The 24,922-nt window shown below is 62.7% G+C and carries 20 protein-coding genes; 8 read left to right on the top strand and 12 right to left on the bottom strand.

Annotated features, from left to right (window positions below; translation table 11 throughout):
- From MWN76_RS20145 to MWN76_RS20135, 3 genes are all read right to left on the bottom strand, one after another.
- Positions 1–260 (bottom strand): hypothetical protein (locus MWN76_RS20145; protein ID WP_250464857.1); only part of this gene is annotated, 260 nt, incomplete at its 3' end.
- A gap of 512 nt (positions 261–772) precedes the next feature.
- Complete coding sequence (locus MWN76_RS20140) at positions 773–1,285, bottom strand: hypothetical protein (RefSeq protein ID WP_250464855.1); 513 nt, start codon at positions 1,283–1,285, stop codon at positions 773–775.
- A gap of 187 nt (positions 1,286–1,472) precedes the next feature.
- Positions 1,473–2,201, bottom strand: coding sequence for a glutathione S-transferase family protein (locus tag MWN76_RS20135; protein ID WP_250464853.1), 729 nt, complete (start codon positions 2,199–2,201; stop codon positions 1,473–1,475).
- 73 nt (positions 2,202–2,274) lie between these two features.
- Here MWN76_RS20135 and MWN76_RS21230 point away from each other — a divergent pair, with 73 nt between their 5' ends.
- Positions 2,275–2,727, top strand: a complete 453-nt coding sequence (locus tag MWN76_RS21230) for an Lrp/AsnC family transcriptional regulator (RefSeq protein WP_250464851.1) — start codon at positions 2,275–2,277, stop codon at positions 2,725–2,727.
- Between the two features lie 297 nt (positions 2,728–3,024).
- Here the strand turns inward: MWN76_RS21230 and ppk1 are convergent, their stop codons facing one another.
- Positions 3,025–5,070, bottom strand: a complete 2,046-nt coding sequence (gene ppk1, locus MWN76_RS20125; protein ID WP_250464849.1) for a polyphosphate kinase 1 — start codon at positions 5,068–5,070, stop codon at positions 3,025–3,027.
- A gap of 149 nt (positions 5,071–5,219) precedes the next feature.
- Between ppk1 and MWN76_RS20120 the strand changes: the two genes are divergently transcribed.
- The 5 genes from MWN76_RS20120 (at position 5,220) to MWN76_RS20100 (ending at position 11,493) form a co-directional block, all read left to right on the top strand.
- Entirely contained in the window at positions 5,220–6,698 is a 1,479-nt protein-coding gene (locus MWN76_RS20120) for a Ppx/GppA phosphatase family protein (RefSeq protein ID WP_250464847.1), read from the top strand.
- A 200-nt stretch (positions 6,699–6,898) separates the two neighbouring features.
- A complete protein-coding gene (locus MWN76_RS20115) occupies positions 6,899–8,365 on the top strand; it encodes a protein adenylyltransferase SelO (protein WP_250464845.1) in 1,467 nt (488 codons plus the stop codon).
- Positions 8,366–8,593: 228 nt separating this feature from the next.
- On the top strand, positions 8,594–9,013 hold the full coding sequence (locus MWN76_RS20110) for a DUF2147 domain-containing protein (protein ID WP_250464843.1): 420 nt from the start codon (positions 8,594–8,596) through the stop codon (positions 9,011–9,013).
- Positions 9,014–9,317: 304 nt separating this feature from the next.
- Complete coding sequence (locus MWN76_RS20105; protein WP_250464842.1) at positions 9,318–10,709, top strand: carbohydrate-binding protein; 1,392 nt, start codon at positions 9,318–9,320, stop codon at positions 10,707–10,709.
- A 52-nt stretch (positions 10,710–10,761) separates the two neighbouring features.
- Positions 10,762–11,493 carry a hypothetical protein gene (locus tag MWN76_RS20100; RefSeq protein ID WP_250464840.1) on the top strand — a complete coding sequence of 244 codons (732 nt, stop codon included), beginning with the start codon at positions 10,762–10,764 and terminating at the stop codon, positions 11,491–11,493.
- Positions 11,494–11,604: 111 nt separating this feature from the next.
- On the opposite strand, the gene MWN76_RS20095 is transcribed toward MWN76_RS20100, so the two are convergent.
- From MWN76_RS20095 to MWN76_RS20075, 5 genes are all read right to left on the bottom strand, one after another.
- Positions 11,605–13,107, bottom strand: a complete 1,503-nt coding sequence (locus MWN76_RS20095) for a DHA2 family efflux MFS transporter permease subunit (protein WP_250464838.1) — start codon at positions 13,105–13,107, stop codon at positions 11,605–11,607.
- Between the two features lie 10 nt (positions 13,108–13,117).
- On the bottom strand, positions 13,118–14,191 hold the full coding sequence (locus MWN76_RS20090; RefSeq protein WP_250464836.1) for an HlyD family secretion protein: 1,074 nt from the start codon (positions 14,189–14,191) through the stop codon (positions 13,118–13,120).
- Between the two features lie 23 nt (positions 14,192–14,214).
- A complete protein-coding gene (locus MWN76_RS20085; RefSeq protein ID WP_250464834.1) occupies positions 14,215–14,652 on the bottom strand; it encodes a MarR family winged helix-turn-helix transcriptional regulator in 438 nt (145 codons plus the stop codon).
- Positions 14,653–14,908: 256 nt separating this feature from the next.
- Positions 14,909–17,152, bottom strand: a complete 2,244-nt coding sequence (parC, locus tag MWN76_RS20080; RefSeq protein WP_250464832.1) for a DNA topoisomerase IV subunit A — start codon at positions 17,150–17,152, stop codon at positions 14,909–14,911.
- Positions 17,153–17,226: 74 nt separating this feature from the next.
- The gene (locus MWN76_RS20075) at positions 17,227–18,132 is read right to left on the bottom strand and encodes a LysR substrate-binding domain-containing protein (RefSeq protein WP_250464829.1); all 906 of its coding nucleotides are present in this window, start codon (positions 18,130–18,132) and stop codon (positions 17,227–17,229) included.
- 114 nt (positions 18,133–18,246) lie between these two features.
- Here MWN76_RS20075 and MWN76_RS20070 point away from each other — a divergent pair, with 114 nt between their 5' ends.
- Together MWN76_RS20070 and MWN76_RS20065 are read left to right on the top strand one after the other, a co-directional pair.
- Positions 18,247–18,927, top strand: coding sequence for an FMN-dependent NADH-azoreductase (locus tag MWN76_RS20070; protein ID WP_250464827.1), 681 nt, complete (start codon positions 18,247–18,249; stop codon positions 18,925–18,927).
- A gap of 102 nt (positions 18,928–19,029) precedes the next feature.
- Positions 19,030–19,473 carry a DUF2214 family protein gene (locus MWN76_RS20065; protein WP_250464825.1) on the top strand — a complete coding sequence of 148 codons (444 nt, stop codon included), beginning with the start codon at positions 19,030–19,032 and terminating at the stop codon, positions 19,471–19,473.
- 40 nt (positions 19,474–19,513) lie between these two features.
- Here the strand turns inward: MWN76_RS20065 and MWN76_RS20060 are convergent, their stop codons facing one another.
- The 3 genes from MWN76_RS20060 to MWN76_RS20050 form a co-directional block, all read right to left on the bottom strand.
- Positions 19,514–20,122, bottom strand: coding sequence for a hypothetical protein (locus MWN76_RS20060; protein WP_250464823.1), 609 nt, complete (start codon positions 20,120–20,122; stop codon positions 19,514–19,516).
- 145 nt (positions 20,123–20,267) lie between these two features.
- The gene (locus MWN76_RS20055; protein ID WP_250464821.1) at positions 20,268–23,435 is read right to left on the bottom strand and encodes an efflux RND transporter permease subunit; all 3,168 of its coding nucleotides are present in this window, start codon (positions 23,433–23,435) and stop codon (positions 20,268–20,270) included.
- On the bottom strand, positions 23,432–24,610 hold the full coding sequence (locus tag MWN76_RS20050) for an efflux RND transporter periplasmic adaptor subunit (protein WP_250464819.1): 1,179 nt from the start codon (positions 24,608–24,610) through the stop codon (positions 23,432–23,434). Before MWN76_RS20050 ends, MWN76_RS20055 begins: the two co-directional genes overlap by 4 nt.
- Positions 24,611–24,922 lie beyond the last annotated feature (312 nt).

The following is a 24,922-nucleotide window of genomic DNA, read 5'->3' as shown; positions in this document are numbered from 1 at the left end:
GTGCTTTCCTTGAAGTGGTCTAAGCACAAATTATCTGGCTCGCTATCAAACCACCACCAGTTGGCTAATTTATCTGTTTTTATGCACTGAAACGTAAAAACCGAGGCTCCATCGTAGTGGCTATGGCAAATTTCTCTTAACTCGTATATGTGACCAGCCTTTATGTCGATTGTATTGAACGAGGGCAAATCCGTTTTTGCAACATAACGTTTTCCTATAAGAAACGGGTGCTCTCTCCATGTTGATCCATACATTGCCATGATGGCACCTAACAGTTATATCGTAGTCCCCACGACCGATATCACCTTGATTGATATCTAAAGTCGAAATAATCGCCAGAATGTCTTCAAAGGCCCATGACGTCAAGGCTGTAGCGATATTTGGTTGAACGTACCAAATTGCAAATTCGATCGTGACGACTGCTATCCCGATTTTTCCTTTTCCGTTAACTTACTGATTCTATAGATCTTTTCCGGCTTTCAGGACGGGCATCCACGATATCGGTCCCGAGGGCCGAAATGTCCAGCGGTTTTTGGTCACGTAGAGGGCGGGCAGCGGTATGTCAGCAAAGGGTTAAAAATCGGGAAAGGCTTTGGACAGGGGCGGCAGGGGTGAGGAGTTACTCACTCCCACCGTCTAAGGTGCCGGTAAATCGCATCCAGGGCCCGACAACCCTTGTCGGTGGTACTGCAGTACGGGTATTGCTCTGTTCCGCATCCAATACTCGTGCAGGGGAATTAATTTATCAGGCTGATGACGCGGATACTGTCCGTCAGTTCCTGCCCGCAGCCCGCTGGCGCGCCCCCTTCCTGCCAAAAATCCAGCGGAGCAGCTTTACCCAGGGTGACCAGGGTTGAACCGAGGGGCTATTGCCGAGGGACGCCTCAGCCCTGGTCAACGAGTCCTCGATCAAGGCATCGTGCAGCGGGCGGAAAACCAGTGGCCAGGAAAGGATTGCGAGTCCGCTGGTTGTCATTTCAAGTGTGTGCTGGAGAACAATGCCCTGGCGTTCGGCAGGAACAATTTCGTAGCCGTGCCATCCATTGAACCCTTTTGGCCCGGTAAAACGGAACCTGATTGACTCGCCGGGCCGGTATGCTTCGACAAAATAGCGAATCGGTCCATGTCCGCCAATCGCCCCCCGCGCCAGCGGCCGGTCGAATACCATGCGGGGCCATGTCTCGACTGGCCACAAGGCATCCTCTTCGGATGCGAGTGAGTCTATCAGCTTCCCGACCGGCTCGTTCTGGCGAAATACGCGTTCATGGATATTGAGTACTTTCATTCCGCGCTCCAAACGGTGATGTTCCAGTTTACCCCAGTGAGATCCCGGCAGCCCTGAAGCGAGAGTGATCACTCAGGCATTCCTTCACAGCCCTTGCCACTTTCCGTCCTACTCTGAGAAAAATTTCCGCTTGGCAGGACAGCTCTGGCGTTTCGGCAGCTCCTGATATCTCATCACGGACAATCAGTCAGGGATCGTTTCTGTATCCAGGCAGGTATACAGGTTCCAGCCGACTTGCCTCATCCAACCACTCCCTGACGAAAGGGCGATCCAGCAACCTGCTGAACCAGGTTTCAGTTTTTGGCCAACGGTGGTCTGGCTGGTGGTGGGAGGAGAATCTCACGACTGACGGGACGAGCATAATATCGGCGAGTGAGTAGTTCCCGATCAGATAATCGCCGCCAAACTGCTCGATCGTGCCCTCCCAGATTGAGTAAACTTTTTCAATCTCCCGTTTTTCATCATCCGACAGAGATTTTTTATCCGGATAAAATGCACTTTCGAAAGATAAACACGGGCACACACGACCAAAGGTGGAGTGCTGCCAGGCTGAAAAGGCTCTGGCCTTGGCCCTCGCCTGGATGTCATCAGGCAACAGGTCATTGTTACCGAGTTCGTTGGCATACTCCATGATGGCAAGCGAATCGAAAATGATATACCCATCATCATCGAGAACTGGAACCGCGGCCGGCGGTGAGAACTCGCCTATTCCCTCCAGGTTTTGCCATCGTTGCGGACGACGGATATCGACGATCTCTTCCCTGAACGGAATATTCTGTTCCTTGAGCGCCAGCCAGGCGCGAAATGCCCAACTCGATGCGTTGCGGTTTCCGCTGTACAAAATTCGACCCATATAGATTTCCGGGTTATTAAGTAAAGTGCTTTCTGCGAGCAGATTATATTCCGTGAAACCCACCGCTTCGCTTGAAAACCGGACGTTCAACGCCTATATTCAGGCGATATTTTGCTATATATGAAGAAAATCGGGCGTGGACTCCTTCGATACAGAGATTCTCAAGATTCTGCAAACCAGTAGCCGCATCAGCACCGAGGAGCTGGGAGTCAGGGTGGGGCTTTCGGCCTCAGCCTGCCAGCGAAGGATCAAGAGGCTGAAAGCGGAGGGCATTGTAAGCAACGAGGTTGCCATACTGGACAGGGAAAAGCTGCCGGGATTTATAACCGTCATCATCGATGTCACCCTGGAGAAGGGCGGTGAAAAGGCACTGGATAAGTTTATTGCCCAGTTGAATGAGGAGAGTCGCGTACAGCAGTTTTATTATGTCGCCGGAGAAGTGGATTTTGTGGTGATTGTCGTAACCAAAAGCATGGATGACTTCGACAACCTGTGCAGGCAGGTCCTTATGTCGAATGCCAATGTCAAGAAATTCTCTTCCAAGGTAGTGATCAAGTCGGAAAAAGTAGGGATGGCGGTGCCTCTCTGACGGAATCCTCGTGCAACGCGAGATTGCCGGCACTTTGACCGTGGCGGTGAAGTCCTTCGCCGCAGAAAAACTCCGGGAGTCTGGACCGACCTTTCCTTCGCCCCAGGTAAGAAGGGATCGAATACAGCCATCCCTTAACTGAATACTTATTAGTTATCTCAAAATTGTTTTGACCAAAGCCCGCCCTTTTAAGCCGTCATCCCGCGCTCGATCCGGGATGACGACCGGCTGGGGGCAATGCAGGAAACGTCCGTTGTTAAAGGAATCCGAGTAGCTGTTAATACAATCATGAACCCCTTAATAGGTGAGTCTCTTGAGATAACGGTAGATCGTATCCTGCGCCCGGCAGCCCCTGTCGGTATTGCTGGCAATACGGGTATTGCTCTGTTCCGCATCCAGTACCCGCGCCTTCTGGTTGTCGCTCCACTGGAGTTCCATGATCTTGCGGACCGTTGCGCGGTGCTTTTCGTCGGTCACGGGGAAGGTGACTTCCACGCGGTGGTCGAGGTTGCGGGTCATCAGGTCTGCCGAGGAGAGCCAGATTTTCTCGTCGCCACCATTGTGGAAGATATAGACGCGCGCGTGCTCCAGGTACTTGTCCACCAGGCTGATGACCTGGATATTGTCCGACAGGCCGGCGGTGTCGCAGACCAGGGCGCACATGCTGCGCACGATAATGCGTATTCGGACCCCGGCGGCGCTGGCGCGGTACAGGCGTTCGATCACCTCGCTGTCCACCAGGTTGTTGCACTTGAAGAAGAGTTCCGCCGGCAGGCCGGCGCCGGCGGCCTCTATTTCGCGGTCGATGGCCTGTAGCAGGGCCGGGCGGTTGGTGTGGGGGGATACGGCGATGTGGCGGTACTTGGGGCGCCGGTGGGTGTACTGGATAAACTCGAATACGTTGTAGGCATCCTGGCCCAGTTCCCAATCGCTGGTCAGCAGGCTGAAATCGCAGTAGACGCGCGCGGTGCTTTCGTTGAAGTTGCCGGTGCCGAAGTGGGTGTAGAAGCGGTCCTCGCCGTTTTCCTCGCGCAGGATGGAGATCAGCTTGCAGTGCACCTTGAGCCCGGGCACGCCGTAGATCACCTTGACGCCGGCGTCGCGCAGCTCGGCGGACCAGTGGATATTGGCCAGTTCGTCGAAACGCGCCTGCAACTCCACCACCGCGATCACGCGCTTGTTGTTGCGCACGGCATTGACCAGCGCGGCCACCACGCGCGAGTTCTTGGCCACCCGGTAGAGGTTGATGCGGATTTCCTTTACCTGCGGGTCTATGGCGGCGCTGATCAGCAGGTTGGTGATTGCGCGGAAGTCGTGGTACGGGTAGTAGAAAAACAGGTCGCGCCGGCTCACCTGCTCGAAGACGCTCTCGCCAACCGGCAGTGTTTCCAGGGTTTTCAACGGTTTGTAGCGGTGGCGGGCGGAGTCCGCCGGAAAGGCCATAAAGTCCTTGGAATTGTGGTAGCGGCCGCCGGGGGTGTAGCTGTCGTAGCGCCCCATCCTGAGTTTTTTCTTGACCAGGTTCAGCAGCACTTCCGGCATGGCCGCATCGTGGGCCAGGCGCACCGGGTCGGCCTGCTTGCGTTTCTTCAGGGACTTCGCCACCCGGTCGACGATGTTCTGCGTGATATGTTCCCCCAGCTCCAGCTCCGCGTCGCGGCTGATCTTGAACATGTAGGCCTCGGCCTTTTTGATCGGCAGCACATTGCGGAACACATCCGCCAGGCAGGCGCGGATGACATTGTCGAGCACCGTGTACACCTTCTCGTGCCGGCCCTCCCGCGGCGGTATCACCACAAAGCGCGGCAGTACATCGGTGGGGATCTCCATGGCGGCGAAGCGTTCCGCCTCGCCCTCGAGCTGCAGGTAGATGGCGAAGTAAATGCTCGCTTCGTTCAGCAGTGGCATGGTGTCGCGATCGTCGATAAAGAAGGGTTCCAGCTCCGGCAGCACCTCGCGGTGGAAATAGTCCTCGACGAAGGCGCGCTGCTGCACGGTCAGCTGTTCTTCATTGACCAGGTGGATACTGTGCCGGTCCAGGTCCGCCAGCACCTTGGAGTAGGCGCTGAACGAGCGCCGCTGCAGCCGCAATACCTTTTCGTTGATGCTCGCCAGCAGCTCGGAGAAGTGTTCCTTCTTATTGCCGCCCTTGGCAAAGGTGGCCAGGCGCCGAACGTCGGCGACCCGCACGCGGTAGAATTCATCCAGGTTGTTGGAAAAGATACCGAGAAACCGCACCCGTTCGATGATGGGTACGGTCTCGTCCTCGACTTCCTGCAACACGCGCTCATTGAAGGACAGCCAGCTTAGCTCTTTCGGGTATAGGGGCGTATTATTGGACATGTACGAACTGCTTATTGTGCGGCCGGGAATCGGGGACTCCCTGAAATGGCTCCGGGATGCTGCGGTGTGGCCACAGCCCGGCGAAACCTTCGGTTTATCTGCGCGACAGTTTGCTACATTCTCGTGACAACTTTTTGACAGGATAGCCGATGGAGCGCGACGCCGAACGCTACGCCGCACTGGACCTGGGGTCCAACAGCTTTCACCTGCTGCTGGCGGAGTTCCGCGACCAGCGCATGGTGCGCCTGCACACGGACCGCGCCATGGTACGCCTGGCGGAGGGCCTGGACGAGGCCCGCAACCTGGATCCGGAAGTGGCCGAACGGGCGCTGTTGGCCATGCGCCGCTTCCGCCCGGTGCTGGCGGAACTCCCCACCGATCATATCCGTGTTGTCGGCACCAACACACTGCGCGCCGCCGCCAATGCCGACGGCTTCCTGGAATCGGCCGAATCCATCCTCGGTGCGCCGATCGAGATCATCAGCGGTATCGAGGAGGCGCGCCTGATCTACACCGGTGTGCTGGCCGCCGCCGACGGCCCGCCGCGGCTGCGCTGCGCCATCGATATCGGCGGCGGCTCCACCGAGCTGGTGCGCGGGCGCGAGGTACCGCAACAGCTGCAGAGCCTGTATATGGGCTGTGTCTCCTACCGCCAGCGCTTTTTTGCCGACGGCATCATCGCCAGCGGCAAGAAGAAGGGCGCCAGCAATTTCGAGCGCGCCCGCCGCGCCGCCTGTGCGGAGCTGCAGGGACTGCAGCACCTGGCGGACAGCGCCGAGGTGGTGGGCGCCTCGGGCACGGTCAAATCGGTCGCGCGGGTGCTGAACGGCGGTGAGCTCAGCCCGATCCGCCGCGCCGATATCGACGCACTGGCGGAACGGGTGGCCGCCACTGCGACCATCGACGAGCTGGCACTGCCCCATCTGGATGAAGCGCGGCGGCCGGTATTCGCCGCCGGGCTGGCGATACTGCACGCGGTCTTCTGCGAGCTGGATATCGCCGAGATGCAGGTTTCCCCCTACGCCATTCGCGAGGGCATAGTGCACGACCTGGCCGGCCGCCTGCACGGCGGCGACCGGCGCGCCGATACCGTGGCCACGCTGATGCAGCGCGGCCAGATCGATGTGGACCAGGCGCGCCGCGTCGGCGACACCGCCCACGACCTGCTGCTGCAACTGCGCCCGGGCTGCGGCGCCGAACAGCTGCAGCGCCTGCGCTGGGCCGCGCGGCTGCACGAGATCGGCCTGGCCCTGTCCCACAGCAACTTTCGCAAGCTGGGGGCCTATATGATCGAGCAGGCGGATATGGCCGGCTTTTCAAAGACGGAGCAGGAACACCTGGCGCACCTGATCCGCAACCAGCGCGGGCGCCTCAAGCCGCCGCGTGAACACTACGGCTTCCACCCGAACCCGGACCTGACCCTGTGCCTGCGGCTGGCCTGTATCGTGCACCGGGACCACACCGACCGCAGTGTCCGCGGCCTGCAGCTGGCGGCCGCTGGCGACCACTACCGGCTGCGCGCCAACCACGCCTGGCTGGACCTGTACCCGGCGATCGAGGATCTGCTGTACCAGGAGGTGGAGCGCTGGCGGGGCGAGCCGGTGTGGCTGGAGCTGGACACGGTTTAGCCTCTCCTATCCCTGTAGATACTCTGTTTGCATCCAGTTTTGATGGATGTCGTCAATTCGGCGAAGAGCCTGTGCCGGACCTGATCCGGTACCAGTATCCAGTTCCGGGGCAGCTGGATTCCGGCCTTCGCCGGAATGACGAGAATCCCCGTCGAGCGCGGGTGGATACCCGGCGGTCGCCCACCCTACAATGGCAATTTATGAAGCTCAGCCAAGTCACCCTCAGTCACCACTACGCCGATCTCGGCGACGCCTTCGGCACCCGGATCGACCCGACGCCGTTCGAACATCCGAAGCTGATTCACGTAAACCCGGCGGCGCTCGAGCTGCTGGGCATCGACCGGGACGAGGTCGATAACCCGGCCTGGGCCCAGTTCGGTTGCGGCAAAAAGCTGTTTCCCGGCTCGAAGCCGTTCGCAATGAAATACACCGGCCACCAGTTCGGCGTCTACAACCCGGACCTGGGCGACGGCCGCGCGCTGCTGTTGGGCGAAGTCGAGCACCGGGGCAGGCCCTGGGAGCTGCACCTGAAAGGCGCCGGCAAGACGCCCTACTCCCGCTTCGGCGACGGCCGCGCAGTGCTGCGCTCCACCATCCGCGAATACCTGGCCGGCGAGGCGCTGCACGGGCTGGGCATCCGCACCACGCGCGCCCTGTGCCTGGTGGGCAGCGACGAGCCGGTGGCGCGGGAGAAAATCGAGAGCGGTGCCATGCTGATCCGCGTGGCCGAGACCCATATCCGTTTCGGCCACTTCGAATATTTCTTCTATACCCGCCAGCTGGAAGCGCTGATGCAGCTGATCGATTTCACCTGTGCGCGCTTCCTGCCGGAGGCGCTGTCGCTGCCGGACAGCGAAAAGGCCGAGGCACTGCTGCGCTTTACCGTGCAGCGCAGCGCCGACCTGGCCGCCGGCTGGCAGGCCGCGGGCTTCGCCCACGGCGTGCTGAACACCGACAATATGTCGATTATCGGCGACACCTTCGATTTCGGTCCCTACGGCTTCCTGGACGACTACGAACCGGAGTTCATCTGCAATCACTCGGACCACACCGGCCGCTACGCCTTCGAGCAGCAACCGGGCGTGGTGCTTTGGAACCTGAATGCACTGGCACACGCGTTTTCCGCATTTGTGAGTACTGATTCACTGAAGGACTGCCTGGAGGAATTCCAGCCGCACCTGATCGACGCCTACGCCGCGCGCATGCGCGCCAAGCTGGGTCTCACCACCGGGGAGGACGGTGACCGGAAACTGTGCGCCGACCTGCTGCAACTGCTGGCCGACGCCCGCGCGGACTACACGCTGTTCTTCCGCGCACTGGCCCACTACCGCGGCGAGCGCCCGCCAGAGGCGCTGAATGCGTTGGTTCCGGCGGCGCAACAGGATGCGCTGTTGCACTGGCTGGATCACTACGACCAGCGCCTCGAGCGGGAAAACAGCGATTCCAGCAGCCGCAACCGCGCCATGCTGTGCGCCAACCCCAAGTTCGTGTTGCGCAACTACCTGGCGCAGCGCGTTATCGATGCCGCCGAGGGCGGCGACTACCGCCCGCTGCAGACCCTGTTCGAGCTGCTGCAGTCGCCCTTCGACGAGCACCCGGAACACGAGACCTGGGCCGCTTCGCCACCGGAGACCGGCAAGCATATGCCGATCAGCTGCTCGTCCTGACGGGCGGCCTGTCGGCGTGAATCGTCATGCCGGACTCGATCCGGCATCCAGCGTAGGCTCCCGGATTCCGGCATACGCGGGAATGACGACACTCACGGCAGTCGATGACCGGCCGATGATTCCCCACTATCCCAATCCCGCGCCGGGGCTACACTGGAATAGGAATCCCGATTTTCCCGGTGACCTGGTGTATTATTCCGGTCACATTCCAGAAAAGGGGTAAGCGAGATGACGATGAGAAACCTGCTGATGGCCGCCTGCTGCCTGCTGTTCGCACTGCAGGCCAGCGCCGCGGACGTGCTGGGCAAGTGGCGCACCATCGACGACGAGACGGGCCAGCCCAAGTCCATCGTCGAGATCTACGAAAAGGGCGGCAAGTACTACGGCCGGGTCGTGGACCTGCTGATGAAGCCGGACGACACCGTGTGTGAAAAATGCCCCGGCCCACGCAAGGGCCAGCGGATCGTGGGCATGGACGTGATCACCGGCATGGTGAAAAACGGCGACGTCTACGAGGGCGGCCAGATTCTCGACCCCACCAAGGGCAAGGTCTACGACTGCAAGTTCTGGCTCGAGGGCAACCAGTTGAAAGTGCGGGGTTATCTCGGCTTCTTCTACCGGACCCAGACCTGGCAGCGGGCCAACTGAAACCCGCCGCACGCTGTCCCGGATTTTCCACTGCGCAGCGGAAAATCCGGGCCGAATATTTTTCTTTGTCCCTCCCGCAATCATCCAGCTTCATTTCCAGCGGTTCCGGAAAAACCTTGACCTTTCTCCCGTCCTTCACCGATTTTTTTCGACTCCCTGTCCCACTTTAAAGTGGGATCTGCGTTCCGGGGAACCTTTCTGTACAGCCCCTTTGGCGCAGTGCTAATTTTTTTGCCGTATCGTCTGCTCCCGGCTGTACAGGCGGTTTTCACTATCATCCATACAATAAAAACGGGAAATCCCTATGAGCCTCTCGCAACGAAAAATCGTCAAGCGATTGACCCGCTGCCTGTCTGCGGCCTGCCTCACCATCGCCGCCAGCGCGCAGGCGGCGACGGTGGACCTGCTGGTGCTGTACGACCAGTACACCGCCGATTATTTCTCCGGCGATCCACAGACCGCGGTCACCAACTGGGTCAACCAGATGAACGCCGCCTATGCCGACAGCCAGATCGACGTGCAACTGCGCCTCGTGGGCGTGCGCCACAACCAGCAGGCCGGCGCCGACCAGGGTGAAGTGCTCGGCAACCTGCGCGTCAACAATTCCGTATTGTCACTGCGCAATCAACTGGGGGCGGATTTCGTGTCGCAACTGCACGCCACCGGTGCCTGCGGTGTCGGCTACGTGGCCGTCGACCCGAACTGGACCTGGAATGTCGTGCACCCCGGCTGCGGGCCGATGGTGATGGCCCACGAACTGGGTCACAACATGGGCCTGAACCACTCGCGCCGCCAGGGCGATACCAGCGGTGCCCGCTTCCGCTACGGCGTCGGCTACGGTGTCGACAGTGTGTTCGTGGACATCATGGCCTATGAGGGCGTGTTCAATACCACCCGCGTCAACCGTTTCTCCAATCCCAACCTCACCTGTCGCGGCTACCCCTGCGGCCTGCCGGTGGGCCACCCTGAAGAGGCCTACGGCGCGCTCGCGATTCACAATGTGCGCGACGAAATTGCCGCCTTCCGGCCCACGGCCGGTACCGGTGGCCCGGTGGTATTGTCGGAGCACTGCAATTACGGCGGCTACAGCGTGGGACTGCAGGCCGGCAGCTACAACGTCGCCGACCTCAATGCCCGCGGCATCCTGAACGACGATGTTTCATCGATCCGCGTGCAGAACGGCTACCGCGCCGAGCTGTTCACGGATGCCAACTTCTCCGGCAACCGGGTGGTCAAGACCGGTGACGACAACTGCCTGGTCAACGAGGGCATCAACGACCTGACCAGTTCCCTGATCGTTTCCACCACCGGCGGTTTCAACCGCACCATCCAGGCGGAGAGCTATTTCTCCAGCGCCGGCGTGGACCTGGAAAATACCACCGATGCCGGCGGCGGCCAGAATGTCGGCTGGATCGATACCGGCGACTGGATGGCCTACAACAGCATCACCTTCCCCGAGACCGGCAACTACACGGTGGAGTACCGCGTAGCCAGCCAGGACGGCGGCGGTCGCGTCTCGCTGGACCTGGATGGCGGCACCACCGTTCTCGGCGAGCTCGCCCTGCCGGCCACCGGCGGATGGCAGAACTGGGTGACCGTATCGCATACGGTTCATATTCCCGCCGGCACCTACAACCTGGGCCTGTATGCCCAGACCGGCGGCTGGAACCTGAACTGGATCCGCATCAGCCGTTGATCGCTGCGCCCGGCGATCCCGTCGGGCGCCTTATTTTCAGGCGGGGAACATCATGAAAAAAATCGCTTACACAGTGGGCCTGGCAATGGCAGTGGCCGGCGGCATCTGGTGGTCGCTGTCCCAGGCCCCCGGCCCGCAGCCGGAACAATCCGCGGCGCAAACGGCGGCCGCATCCAGCCAGCAACGGGAAGGGGCGAACGATAACCGCAACAGCGCCGGCCCCGATCCGGACAACGCGGCCGAAGCGGGGGACCGTTCGGTGCCGGAGGAAATCCGCGAGCGCGTGGCGACCATGAACGCGCGGCGCCCGGGGAGGCATTTCACTGCGCAGGAAGTGGCGCGGGCAGTGGCGCGCCGCGATATGTGGTCGTCCACGGATGCCGTCGCCACGGAAAAGATTCCGCTGGAGGAGGAGCAGCTGCACGACGGCCGGCAACTGGTTCAGTTCAGCCCGCTAAAACTCGAGAGCCTGCAGGCGGGCGACCGGGTCGCCATCGATATTACCGAGGCAAATACCGCTTACGAAGTAGTGATCGACCGTGTCAAAAAACACGACTACGACAGTATCAGCTGGTACGGCCATATCGACGGCAACGACGGACAGCGCTACCAGGTCAGCTTTACCCGCGGCGAGAGCCTGACGGTGGGCGGCATCGACACCCCGGCCGGCAATTTCCAGCTGCAGGCCCACGACGATGCCGGCTGGATCGCTTCCAGCGGTTCGCTGTTTGAAACCAGCGGCGAGACCGATGCCATTTATCCGCCGGATATGGCGGCTCAGTGAAGGGATAATTTGGGAGGCCACGGCTCCCCGGATTTCGCTGCGCTGCATCCAGGCTACGCGGTGTAGCCCGGATGCAGCGCAGCGGAATCCGGGACCGGGGCTATGCCAACATCAGGCAGCCGCCTCACTTTTACTGCCCGGATTCGCCAGCAGGAACACCAGCGGCATCGCCGCCAGGTTGATCCACATCAGCAACTGGAAATCGTTCACATAGGAAATTTCCGCCGCTTGTCGCAACAGCTCCTGGTAGACACCACCGGGCAGTGCCGATACCTGGCTGGCACTGGGCATCGCCTGCAACAGGTCCGGCGTCAGCTGCAGCCGCCCGCCGAGCTGCTGCTCGTTGATCCACATATTGCGCGTCAGCACCGCCATCACGATGGACACGCCGATACTGCTGCCCAGGTTGCGCGACAGGCTGAACAGCGCCGTGGCCTCACCGCGCAGCTGCGCCGGCAGGGTGGCGTAGGCCAGCGTGGAGATGGGCACGAAGACGAAGCCGAGCCCCAGCCCCTGCAGGATACCGGTCCACACCAGTGCGCTCTGGCTCACCTGCAGGTTGAAGCCGGCCATCAGGTGCAGCGACAGGCTCACCAGCAACATCCCTACCCCGATCATGATGCGGCCATCCACATAGCGCAGCAGCCGGCCCACGATCATCATCGCCGCCATGACGCCGAGCCCGCGCGGCATCAATACCAGGCCGGTAGTCACCACCGGATAGCCCTTCCACTGCTGCAGGTAAGAGGGCAACAGCGCCATGGTCGCCAGCAGGATGATGCCGACCACGAAGATGAACACCACACCGGAGACATAATTGCGGTCGCGGAACAGCCCCGGCGACAGGAACGGGGTCTTGCTGGTCATGGAGTGCACCACGAACAGGTAGAGGCCCAGCACCGAGGCGATGGCGTACAGCTGTATCTCGATGGAGTCGAACCAGTGCACCTGCTCGCCGCGGTCCAGCAGCATCTGCAGCGCACCCACCGCCAGTGCCAGCAGGCCGAAGCCCAGTGCATCGAAACGGGTCTTTTTCGTCTCGCCTTCCGGCACGTACAACCAGATACCGATCAGCGACAGGATGCCGAACGGCAGGTTGATGTAGAACACCCAGCGCCAGGAGTAGTACTCGGTCAGCCAGCCGCCCAGGGTCGGCCCCAGGATGGGGCCGATCATCACCCCCATGCCCCAGATGCTCATGGCCGAGGCGTGCTTCTCGCGCGGGTAGGTATCCAGCAGAGTGGCCTGGGACAGCGGCACCAGCGCGGCGCCGAACACGCCCTGCATCAGGCGCCAGAAAATCATCTCGTTGAGGCTGCCGGCCTGGCCGCAGAGCATCGACGTGAGAGTGAAACCGGCCACCGACCACAGGAACAGGCGCCGGCGCCCGAAGCGCTGCGACAGGTAGCCCACCGGCAGGGTCATGATGGCCGCGGCGACGATATAGGAGGTCAGCACCCAGGTAATCTGGTCGCTGCTGGCCGCGAGGCTGCCCTGCATATGCGGCAGCGCCACGTTGGCAATGGTGGTATCCAGCACCTGGATGATGGTGGCCAGCATGATGCTGACCGTGACCATCAGGGTCTTGGTGCTGTCGTTAACAGCAGAGCTCATTCCGCCGCGCTCACTTGGACAGGACGACGCGGCTGCCCTCGCCGCCCGAGACGCGCGCGGCAACCAGCTTGTCGTCCTCGCTGGTGTCGATGCGCACCTCGGCGCTCATGCCGGCGCGCAGTGCCGGGGCACCCTCGCTCGGGTAGAGCCGCAGGCGCACCGGTACCCGCTGCACCACCTTGACCCAGTTGCCACTGGCGTTCTGCGGCGGGATCAGCGCAAACTCACTGCCGCTGGCCGGGCTCAGGCTGTCCACCTGCGCCTGCCAGCTGAAACCGGGGTAGGCGTCCAGGGTGACTTCCGCCTGCTGCCCGGCGCGGACCTTTGCCAGTTGTGTCTCCTTCAGGTTGGCCTCGACCCAGATACCCTCGGTGCCGAGCATGCTGATCAGGCTCAGTCCGGACGGCGCCATCTCGCCCACCTGGGGCACCTCGTTGGAGATCAGGCCGTTCACCGGCGCGGTAATGCGGGTGCGGGAAAGCTGGTAGCGCGCCTTGTCCAGTTGCGCCTGGGCCACCTTCAGGTCCGCCTGCTCCTCCAGCGGGATCTGCGGATTGCCGCCCAGTTCGGCGCGCAGGCTGGCGAGCTTTTCGGTGTTGATATCGATCTGCGCCAGGGCGCGGTTCAGTTGCTGGCGAGCCTCGTCCAGCTGTGCCTTGGAGACCGCCATCTCTTCCAGCTTCTCGTTGCGCTTGAGCTGGCGGCGGTAGAAGTCCGCATCCTCGCGCGCCTGCTTCAGGGAGGCCTCCGCCTCGGCGTACTCGGCGCGGCGCGCCAGCAGGTCGTTGCGGATCTGGCCCAGGTGCGCCTCGGCCTCGGCCACCGCCAGCTTGAACGGTGTTTCATCCAGCTGTACCAACAGGTCGCCCTTCTGCACGCGCTGGTTCGCGCGCACCCCGACTTTCGCCACCACGCCGCTGACTTCCGCGGCCAGGGAGAGCTTGTCGGCCTTGATATAGGCGTTCTCGGTGTGCACGCTGCTGCCACCGCCGAACAGGCACCAGCCGCCGACCGCCACCGCCGCCACGAGGCCGATGCCAAAACCCAGGCGCCGCACGGTTTTCTGTCCCAGTTTTTTAACCACTTCAATACTCCTCGAGTGTTCGCTTACGCCGGTTCCACCAGGTTCTTCTTCAGGCGTTCCAGCAGCTCCTGCAGCTGTTTGATCTCATCCCCGGAAAACCCGACCAGTGCCTGCTTGCGGGTTTGCCTGGCCAGGCCGCGCAGGATTTCCAGCGCCGGCTCGGCCGCAGCGGTGAGAAAAATGCGGAAACAACGGCGGTCCTCCGGATCCTGGCGGCGCTCCACCAGGCCCTCTTCCTGCAGCTTGTCGATCTGGCGCGCCAGGCTGATCGGCGCCACATCCATACGCTCGGCCAGTTCCGCCTGCTTCTGCCCCTCCTCCTTGGCCAGGTGCCACAGCACCTGCCAGCGGGAACGGCTGAGACCGTGGGCCTTGGCCCGCCGGTCAAAATTGCGCCGCAGCAGATGGGCACAGCTGTGCAGCTCGAAGCTCATCTGCGATTCTTTGTCTTGTACGGACATGGCCCCTCCAATTAAGGGCGCTTATTATAAGCATGCTTATGATCATGGCAAGACAGGAGGGGGAAGGGACTGCGGAATGACGGGGTATGGCGTGCCGACAGGCTATGGAGGTAGCCCGGATGGAGCGAAGCGGAATCCGGGGATGCCCGGATTCCGGCGCTGCGCGGTTACATTCGGACGACGCGAAACAGTGGGCACAGGCTGCAGTGCCGCGCCCGGCATGGGAATACGCAATATCAAATCGCGTATTCCGTCTTCAGACCACCTCGATCCGGTCCACCTTCTGGAAGCCCCGCGGCAGCTTGTTGCCCCGGCGACCGCGCTCTCCGCGGTAGTGATCCATCTCCGAGATCTTGATCCTGGTGTGGCGCTTGCCGGCGTGGATCACCAGTTGCGCCCTGCCCTCGAGCACCGCCACACCCACGACGATTTCCTCGCGGCTGGCGGCGCGTGCGGACGGGATATTGACGATCTTGTTGCCTTTGCCCTTGGCCAGTTCCGGCAGCTCGGAGACCGGGAACACCAGCATGCGGCCCTCGCTGGTCACGGCGGCCAGCAGTGCCTCCCCCGGATTTTCGATCTCGCAGGGCGGCAACACTTTCGCTCCCTTGGGCAGGGTCAGCATCGCCTTGCCGGCCTTGTTGCGCGAGTGCAGGTCGGACAGCTTGGCGATAAAGCCGTAACCGGCGTCGGACGCCAGCAGCACCCGCTCCTCGTCGTTGCCCATCAGCAGGCCCTCGAAGGTGGCACCGGAGGGCGGATTGATGCGGCCGGAGAGCGGGTCGCCCTGGCCGCGGGCTGACGGCAACGTGTGGGAGGCGATGGCGTAACTGCGGCCGGTACTGTCGAGCAACAGCGCCGGCTGGTTGCTCTTGCCGCGGGCGGCAAACTTGAAGCCGTCGCCGGCCTTGTAGTTCAGCGCGGTCGGGTCGATCTCGTGGCCCTTGGCGGAACGGATCCAGCCCTTGTCCGACAGCACCACGGTAATCGGGTCCGAGGACAGCAGGTCCGCCTCGTTGAAGGCCTTGGCCTCGCCGCGCTCGACGATCGGCGAGCGGCGCTCGTCGCCGAACTCCCTGGCGGCGGCCAGCAGCTCCTTCTTGATCAGGGTTTTCAGGCGGCGCGCGCTGTCCAGGGTTTTGGTCAGCGTATCGCGCTCTTTCTCCAGCTCCGCCTGCTCGCCGCGGATTTTCATTTCCTCCAGGCGCGCCAGCTGGCGCAGCTTGGTGTCGAGGATATATTCCGCCTGCACGTCGGTGAGCTCGAAGCGCTCCATCAGCGCTTTCTTGGGCTCGTCGTGGGTGCGGATAATCTCGATGACCTCATCGATATTGAGGAAGGCAATCAACTGGCCCGCCAACAGGTGCAAACGTTTCTCCACCTTGTCGAGGCGGAACTGCAGGCGGCGGCGGGTGGTGACGGTGCGGAAGCTGAGCCACTCGCCCAGGATCTTGTCGAGACTCTTGACCTGTGGGCGGCCGTCGATCCCGATCATGTTCAGGTTGACACGGTAGCTCTTCTCCAGGTCCGTGGTTGCGAACAGGTGGTTCATGACCTGCTCCGCATCCACCTTCCTGTTCTTGGGCACGATGATCAGGCGCGTCGGGTTCTCGTGGTCGGACTCATCGCGCAGGTCGGTGATCATCGGCAGTTTCTTGGCCTGCATCTGCGCGGCGATCTGTTCCAGCACCTTGGAACCGCTGGCCTGGTAGGGCAGCGCGGTGATGACGATATCGCTGTCCTCCTCGCTCCAGATGGCCCGCATCTTCACCGAGCCGCGGCCCGTCTCGTACATTTTCTGCAGGTCCTCGCGAGGCGTGATGATCTCCGCCTCGGTGGGCATGTCCGGCCCCTGGATATATTCGCACAGCTCGGACACCGTGGCCTTGGGGTTTTCCAGCAGCGCCACGGTGGCGTCGACCACTTCGCGCAGGTTGTGCGGCGGGATATCCGTGGCCATACCCACGGCGATACCGGTGGTGCCGTTCAGCAGTATGTTGGGGACCCGCGCCGGCAGCACCGCCGGCTCGTCCATGGTGCCGTCGAAGTTCGGCTGCCAGTCGACGGTCCCCTGCCCCAGTTCGGACAACAGCACCTCGGAGTACTTGCCCATGCGCGATTCGGTGTAACGCATGGCGGCGAAGGATTTGGGGTCGTCCGGCGAGCCCCAGTTGCCCTGGCCGTCCACCAGCGGATAGCGGTAGGAGAAGGGCTGGGCCATCAGCACCATGGCTTCGTATACGGCGCTGTCACCGTGCGGGTGATACTTGCCGATCACGTCGCCGACGGTGCGCGCGGACTTCTTGTACTTGGCCGTGTTCTTCAGCCCCAGCTCGCTCATGGCGTAGACGATACGCCGCTGCACCGGCTTCAGGCCGTCGCCGATATTGGGCAGGGCGCGGTCCAGAATCACGTACATGGAGTAATCCAGGTACGCCTTTTCGGTGTACTCCTGCAGCGGCAGCCGCTCGGAGGCCTCGTAGACGGAGGTGTCGGTCATACAGCGTCGGTCTCGTTATTCTGTCCAGAAGGAGCGGATTATGGCGGCGATTCGCGAGCGGTTCAAAGAGCCTTTCAATCGGGGGGCTTCCCACCCGCGGCCGGTAGCTGCCCCAGAAGCTCTCGCAGCCAGGCGCGAAAGCGCGCGATTTTCGGCCGCCCGCCCCGGCCGCCGGTGAGCAGGTAGTAGCCGAAGCCCGGCAGGCGACACGCTTCCCGGTAGGGCTGCAGCCAGCCATTTTGCAGCGCGGACTCCACCAGCAGCTCGCTGGCAAACGCCAGGCCCTGCCCCGCCAGCGCCGCCTGGATCACCTGCAGTTCCTGGTCATAACGGTAGCGTTCCGCCCTTTGCTCTCCCGGCTCGAAACGGGCCAGCCACTGTTCCGCCGTCACCGGCGGCAGCTCGCGGTTCTGCCAGCGGGTCTCAAACAGCGGTACCGGCTCGCCCCGCGCCGCGCGGGCGACGCACGCGGCGCTGCCGTAGAGTCCGAAGGTCTCCCGCAGCAGCGGTTCGGCCCCGGCCTCCTGCGGCGGCGGAGCGCCGTAGCGGATGGCGATATCCACCTGCCGCTGCCGTTCCAGGTCCACCGGGCGCTCGTCGGACTGCACCACCACCCGCAGGTCCGGGCAGGCGCGGTAAAACGCCGGCAGCCGCGGCACCAGCCACAGGGTGGCGAAGGCGCTGGTGGTATTGATGGTGAGGGTCTCCGGCCGCCCGGCAATTTCCTCGACGGCGTCCGCCAGGGTCTGCAGCGACCGGCGCGCGGCATCCGCCAGCAGGGCGCCGGCCCCGGTCAGCGAGACGGCGCGGGTGTGGCGTTCGAACAGCGCCGTATCCAGACGCTGTTCCAGGTTGCGGATCTGGTGGGAGACCGCCGTCGGCGTGATGTGCAGCTCTCCGGCCGCCGCCTTGAAACTGCCCAGGCGCGCGGCGGCCTCGAAGACCCGGATGCCGTTCAGGCTGCCCAGCCGCTCGTACACAGACGCTCCAATGCATGAATAAAACTCATCTATAGGTGAATATCGATCCTTTGTCAACACGGTGTTCGGCAACCATATTAGTAGCCGTCAAGACACACGGATCGGGAGTTAAACATGAGAAAGATACTGAAAATCGACACCAGTGCGCGCCGGGTGGATCACGAGGTGACGAACTATCGCTCACTGTCACGCCAGTTGTCACAGCACTTCGAGACCCTCTGGCGGCAACGCAACAGGACAGATGAGTTCATCTACCGGGATGTGGGAGCCACGCCGCCGGCGTTTATCAGTGAGGACTGGATCGCCGCGGTGTTCACTGCCGAGCAGGACCGCAGCCCACAACAGCGGGCATTGCTAGCACTGTCGGACCAGCTGATCGACGAGGTGGCCCGGGCGGACCTGATTCTGGTCTCCACGCCGATGTACAACTACGGCATGCCCGCCAGCCTCAAGGCCTGGTTCGACCAGGTGGTGCGGGTCAACAGGACTTTTACCTTCGACCTGGCGCGCGGCGACTTCCCGCTGCAACCGGTGTTCTCGGGCAAAACGCTGGTGCTACTGTCATCCTGCGGCGAATTCGGTTTCGAGCCCGGCGGCATCCGCGAATCCATGAACCACCTGGGGCCGCATCTGCGCACACTGAGCCACTACCTGGGGGTCGAGGATTTCCGCGAGATCCGCATCGAGTACCAGGAGTTCGGGGACGCGCGCCACCGGCAGTCGATCGAACGGGCACAGCGGCAGGTGGAGCAACTGGTGGAGACGCTGAGCGGGGAGCTGCAACCGGCGGCCTGACGCGGCCGCGGCATTCGCGTTGCGGGATTCACGAAACCGGGCATCGACCTGTGGTAGATTGCCCGGCCAACAAGAAAGATTCCAAGAACAACGGAGACCGCCATGCCCACCCTGTTCGCCTTCCTGCATCACCTGACCGCCTTCGCCCTGGTCGCCGCCCTGGCGGTGGAGCTGGTGCTGCTGGGGCAGAAACTGACCCTGGCCAGCGCCCGTAAGCTGCAGATCGTCGACCGGGTACTGGGAATTTCCGCCGGTACCCTGCTGGTGGTCGGCCTGTTGCGGGTTTTCTATTTCGAGAAAGGCGCGGCCTACTATTTCCAAAACGGTGCCTTCCACGCGAAGCTGACGCTGTTCCTGCTGGCGGCACTGCTGTCGATCTACCCGACCGTACGTTTTATCCGCTGGCGCAAGTCGCTGAAACAGGACCGCCTGCCGGAAGTCAGCGAGCGACAGGTAAAAATGATGCGCCGCATCGTGCATATCGAGCTGGCGGCAATCGTCGGTATCCTGCTGGCGGCGGCGATGATGGCAAGGGGGATCGGCTGATAACGACTTCGCCCCGATGGGCGGGGCGAAGCCGCGCGTGTCAGAAGCTGGCATTCACCTCAAACTGCAGCGAGTTCTCCGCCCCCTTGTCTCCGCTGTAGGCGAAGTAGGCCAGGGTGCCGGACCAGCTGTCGTTGAAGCCGAAACGCGCAAACGGCTTGACGTAGGTGTCGCTCTCCACACCCACGCTCTCGCTGTAGCAGTCGCGACAGTTGGTGATGCCGCGATCGATATCGAAATAGCGGTAGCCGCCATTCAACCCCAGGGAAAACGCTTCACTCACCGGGTACAGTACCCCGGCATCGATATACAGGGAACCGGCATCGATCGACGACTCCTCCGTCGATTCATCGCCGCTCCAGTCTTCCACCCGCTGACTGAATTCGTCCTCGTCGTCGATAAAGAAAAAACTGGCCCCGGCGGTGAAATTGAACAGGCCCTTTTCACCGCTGTAGCTGACACCGAGCCCAAAGCCGCTGTCGGCAATGCCATTGGCCGCGGCCATATCGGCATCGATACTCAGGAACTCGCCGCTGACTCCCCAGGCGCTCTCGTAGGCTGCGCCGACACTGCCCACAGGCTGCGCCGCCGCAGCACAGGAAAGGCCCCCAAAGACGCTCGCGATCACCAGACTCTTATAGTTTTTCATTCGATTTTTCCCCCAAGTGCAAAATAAAGGCGGGGCCATTAGAGTCAGCGTCCGAAGAGAATTCAATTAGCGTGACAAAATACCTGTCGCAAATGAGACAGGCATCACGGGCGGGCACCATAAGACAAAAGGCTGCCAGTGGAACTCAGTCCTCGCCCCACTGCGCACCGCGCACGCGCGGCGGCATAAGTGCGGACGGCAGCTCCCGCAGCCGCGCCGGCAGCACCAGCATCACCGGGGTCACGATCAGGGTCAGCAGCGTGGAAAATGTCAGGCCGTAGACGATGGCGCTGGCGAGCTTGACCCAGAAAGAGGCGATCACGCCGCCGACCACGACATTGCGCCCGACCATATCCACGCTCACCCCCAACGCCAGCGGCAGCAGGCCGAGAATGGTGGTGGCGGTGGTCAGGAACACCGGCCGCAGGCGTTGTGCCGCCGCCTTTACCGCCGCCGCTGCGCGGGTGAGTTCCGGCTCGCTCGTTCGCACGTAGTTGTAGGTATCGATCAACACGATATTGTTGTTCACCACGATGCCGGCCAGCGCCACTATTCCCACACCGGTCATGATCACGCTGAAAGTACTCTGGGTCAGCAGCAGCCCCAGCATCACACCGAGCGTCGACATCACCACCGAGGAGAGGATCAGCAGCGACTGGTAGAAGCTGTTGAACTGGGTTACCAGCAGGATGAACATCAGGAACAGCGACAGCAGGAAGGCCACACCGAGAAAACTCAGCGATTCGTTCTGCTCCTCGTCGGCACCGCGGAACAGCAGCTCCACACCGCCGGCCACCGGATTTTTCTCCAGCCAGGCGCGGATCTCGCGCACCTTGTCGTCAGCCAGTACGCCCTCCTCCACATCGGCCTTGACCTGCATGCGGGTGACGCCGTCGATGCGTTCGATCTTGTCCACCCTGGGCCTGGCCTCGGTGCTGACAAAACTGCCCACCGGCACGGCGCCCCGGGCGGTATTGACCTTGAGCTGGTCCAGCGCGGTGATACCGCGCACCCGCTCCGGGTAGCGAATGCGGATATCCACTTCCTCATCGGTATCGTCCGGGCGGTACTCGGCCATCAGCACACCGTTGGTCACCAGCTGGACGGCGCGCCCGACTTCGGTCAGGTCGGCGCCGTAGAGTGCGGCCTTGGCGCGGTCCACCTGCACTTTCCACTGGATGCCGGGCAGCGGTGCCGTATTGACGATATCCCGCAACCCGTCGAATTCGTTTTCCAACGCCCGCTGCAGGCGCCAGGTTTCCGCCAGCAGGGTGTCGTAATCCTGCGCGCGCATCTCCAGCACGATATCCTTGCCCACTGGCGGGCCGCCCTCGAATACATTGGCGCTGACCTTGATACCGGCGAAGTCCGCGGTGCGCGCGCGGATATCGGCAAAGATCTCCCGGCTCTTGCGCTCGCGCTGCCGGGCCGGCAACAGTTCCACCAGCATATTGGCAATCTGGTCCGGCGCCCGGTCGCTGTTGCCGGACAGGCCGCCGGAACCGATGGCGGTGTAGCCGACGCGCACTTCCGGCACTGCCAGCACCACTTTCTCCACTTCCCGCACCAGCGCCTTTTTCTCCGCGACCGACAGGTTGCCCTGCGCGCGGATCTCGACGTTGCCGTACTGCTCTTCGGTTTCGGTGAAAAACTCGACGCCGGCACCGAAGCGGCCGAAGCCGATGAAGATGCCCACCAATATCGCCACGGTGATCGCAAACGATGTCAGCGGCCGGTGTACAACGGCTTCCAGCAGGCGCGCGTAGTATCCGGTAATGCCTCCCAGCCCCGTGGGCCGGCCCGCCTCCAGCTGCTTCAGGTACTGGCGCGTGGACAAGTCCAGGGCGCCCTTGCCGAACAGCGCCCCCAGCACCGGGGCGAAAAACAGGGCGTAAAGCAGCGAGCCGGCCAGCACGGAGAAAACCGTTACCGGCAGGTAGCGCATGAATTCGCCCACGACCCCGGGCCAGAACATGATCGGCAGGAAGGCGGCCAGGGTGGTGCCGGTGGAAGCCACCACCGGCCAGAACATGCGCCGCACGGACAGCAGGTAGGCGACCCGCGCGGACAGTCCCTCGGCCATTTTGCGGTCGGCGTACTCGGTGATCACGATGGAGCCGTCGATCAACATACCCAGCGCCAGCAGCATGCCGAACATCACCATGAAGTTGAACGAATAGCCCAGGTACCAGGTGATGATGGAACCGAACAGCAGCGAGAACGGAATCCCCAGGCCCACCAGCATGCCGGAGCGGAAACCCAGAGCCGCCACCACGATCACCATCACCAGCAGCATCGCCGTGAGGATATTGCCCTGCATTTCGCTGACCATGTCCCGCGCGAAATCCGACTGGTCGAAGACGTAATTGATCTCGACGCCACGCGGCAGCGCGGGTCGCTCGGCGTCGACAATCGCGCGCACCGCGTCGGCCAGCTCCACCGAGCTGGCGTCGCTGCGCTTTTCCACATTGATCGCCAGCGCCGGGCGGCCGTTGACGCTGGTGTAACTGGAGGCATCCTTGAAGGTGCGGCGGATATCGGTGACATCGCCGAGCGTGACGACACCGGTGTCGGAACTTTTCAGCGGAATCGTGTAGACATCCTGCGCCGTTTCGATCAGCCCCGGCACCTTGACCGAGAAGCGGCCGCGACTGGTGTCCAGTTCGCCGGCCGGGATCAGCAGGTTGTTGTTCAGTACCGCGCGGATCAGTTCCCCGCTGGTGACGCCGTAGTGTTCCAGGCGCACCGGCTCGATGGTGGCCTCCACCACCTCCTCGCGGTTGCCGTTCAGGTCGGCGGACAACACCTGGCCCAGGTTTTCGATCTTGCGCTTCAGGTGGCGCGCGCTGTGCAGCAGCACCCGCTCGCTCACCCGCTCGCCGGCCAGGGTCACGACAATGGCGGGGAACGGCTGCGCCGAGGCCTCCTCGACGACCGGCTCATCTGCATCCTGCGGCAGCTCCGCCCTGGCGCGATCGACGGCGTTGCGCACTTCGTCCAGCGCGTCGTCGATAGCCATGGCGGAATCGAACTCGATCACCAGGTAGACCAGCGACTCGCGCGCGGTGGAGATCACCTCTTCCACGCCCTCGATGGCGCGCACCTCCTGTTCCAGCGGCCGCACCAGCAGGCGCACACCGTCCTCCGGCGAAATCCCCTCGTGTGTCACCTGCACGATCACGAACGGCGGGTTGACCTCGGGGCTGGACTCCACCGTCATGCCGGCGCGCGCCGCCAGGCCGATCAGCAGCACCAGCACCATCAGACTGATGGTGCTGCGCGAGCGATTGATTGCGCTGTCGAGCAGTTTCATTGCACACCGTCCTCGCCGGGCAGCCGCACCTTTTCCAGCGCCGGCTGCGCCGCTGCATCGTCCGGCGCCGGCAGGCCGGGCCCGCGGCGCTCCATTTCCACCGCCACGATGTCGCCGGCGGTGACATACTCCTGCCCCACGGTAATCAGCCTGACCTTCTGCGGCAGGCCGCTGACCCAGACGCCGGCATCGCCGTCGCCAATCAGTGCCACATTGGCAAACTGCACGCGGTTGTCGCCATCGAGGATGCGCACACCCAGTTCGCCGCGGTCGTCCAGCGTCAGCAGCGAGGAGTTGATCCGGTGTGCCATCACCTCGCCGGTGAGCAGCGCCAGGCGGCCGCTGATACCAGCGCGCAGTTCACCGCGCGGGTTGTCCACCGCCACTTCCACCCGATAGGCGCGGGTGGTATCGCTGGCCTGCTGGCTGATATAGCGCAGGCTGCCGGTCACCCGCTGTCCCTGTTGCAACTCGGCGCTGGCGGGGCCGCCGAGGGTCAACCTGCCCACGCGGGTCTCCGAGACCTCGCCCACCACCAGCAGCGGATCCAGGTCCAGCAACGTCGCGCACTCTTCGCCGCGGCGAATGAAATCCCCCAGCTCCACGTGGCGGCGGTTGACCACGCCATCGAAGGGCGCGCGGATCCTGAGCTTTTCCACCGCCACCCGGGCGCGCTTGAATTCCGCGCGGGCGTCGGCCAGGGCCAGCTCCCGTTCCGCCATGGCGGTGTCCGACTGCAGGCCCCTGCTCTTCAGGCGCTGGCTGCCCTCGTAATCCAGTTCCGCCTTGTGCAGCGCCGCGCGGGCCCGCTCCAGTTGCTCGGGGCGGTCCTCGGCGTCGATTTCGCAGATCACATCGCCCTCGCGCACGGCCCGGCCCTCGGCCACTGGCAGCGCGACGATGGCGCCATCCTGCTCCGCCCGCAGGCGCACGCTGCGGTTGGCCTCGGTGTGGGCATTGACCAGCGCGCGGCGGGTATAGGGGCTGGCCTCAATGGTGCGGGCGCGCACCCGCAGGGTCTCGTCGCCGGAATCGCTATCGGCCGCCGGCGCCGCTTCCTCCGGGTCCGGTGGGGCAATCAACAGGCCGCTGGCCAGCCAGGCCAGGGCCAACAGGGCAACAATGGTGGCCACGCGATAATTGCGCTGCCGCCACAGGGATGCGAAAACATTCATGCGGGTCAGAACCTCTGCATTTTGTGGAGGGCAATGCCGGGGGCGTATGCCGGCGAGGGGGGAATTTTAGCTGCAGTGCACACCCCGGCGCAGGCCCATTCACTACCGGATTGTGAAATTCACAAGTGTTGCAGGGCGGGGGCAATTTTCAAATAACGGGATTGCGCCAGGATGACAGCGGCCGGGCGATTCGCACCGCTAGTGGTCCATGCGGAAAGTTTGGTGACTAAGGAGCACAGCCAAAGTGTTCAGATCAAGGCGAGAAAGCGCAGGAATAGTGGTTCTATTTCAAGCTTTCTCAACGCAGAGCTG

The sequence above is a fragment of the Microbulbifer litoralis genome, assembly GCF_023634065.1.
In the GTDB taxonomy this organism is placed as follows: domain Bacteria; phylum Pseudomonadota; class Gammaproteobacteria; order Pseudomonadales; family Cellvibrionaceae; genus Microbulbifer; species Microbulbifer litoralis.
The sequence above is the reverse complement of the archived record's forward strand: the minus strand, read 5'-3'. Positions and strand labels throughout refer to the sequence as shown.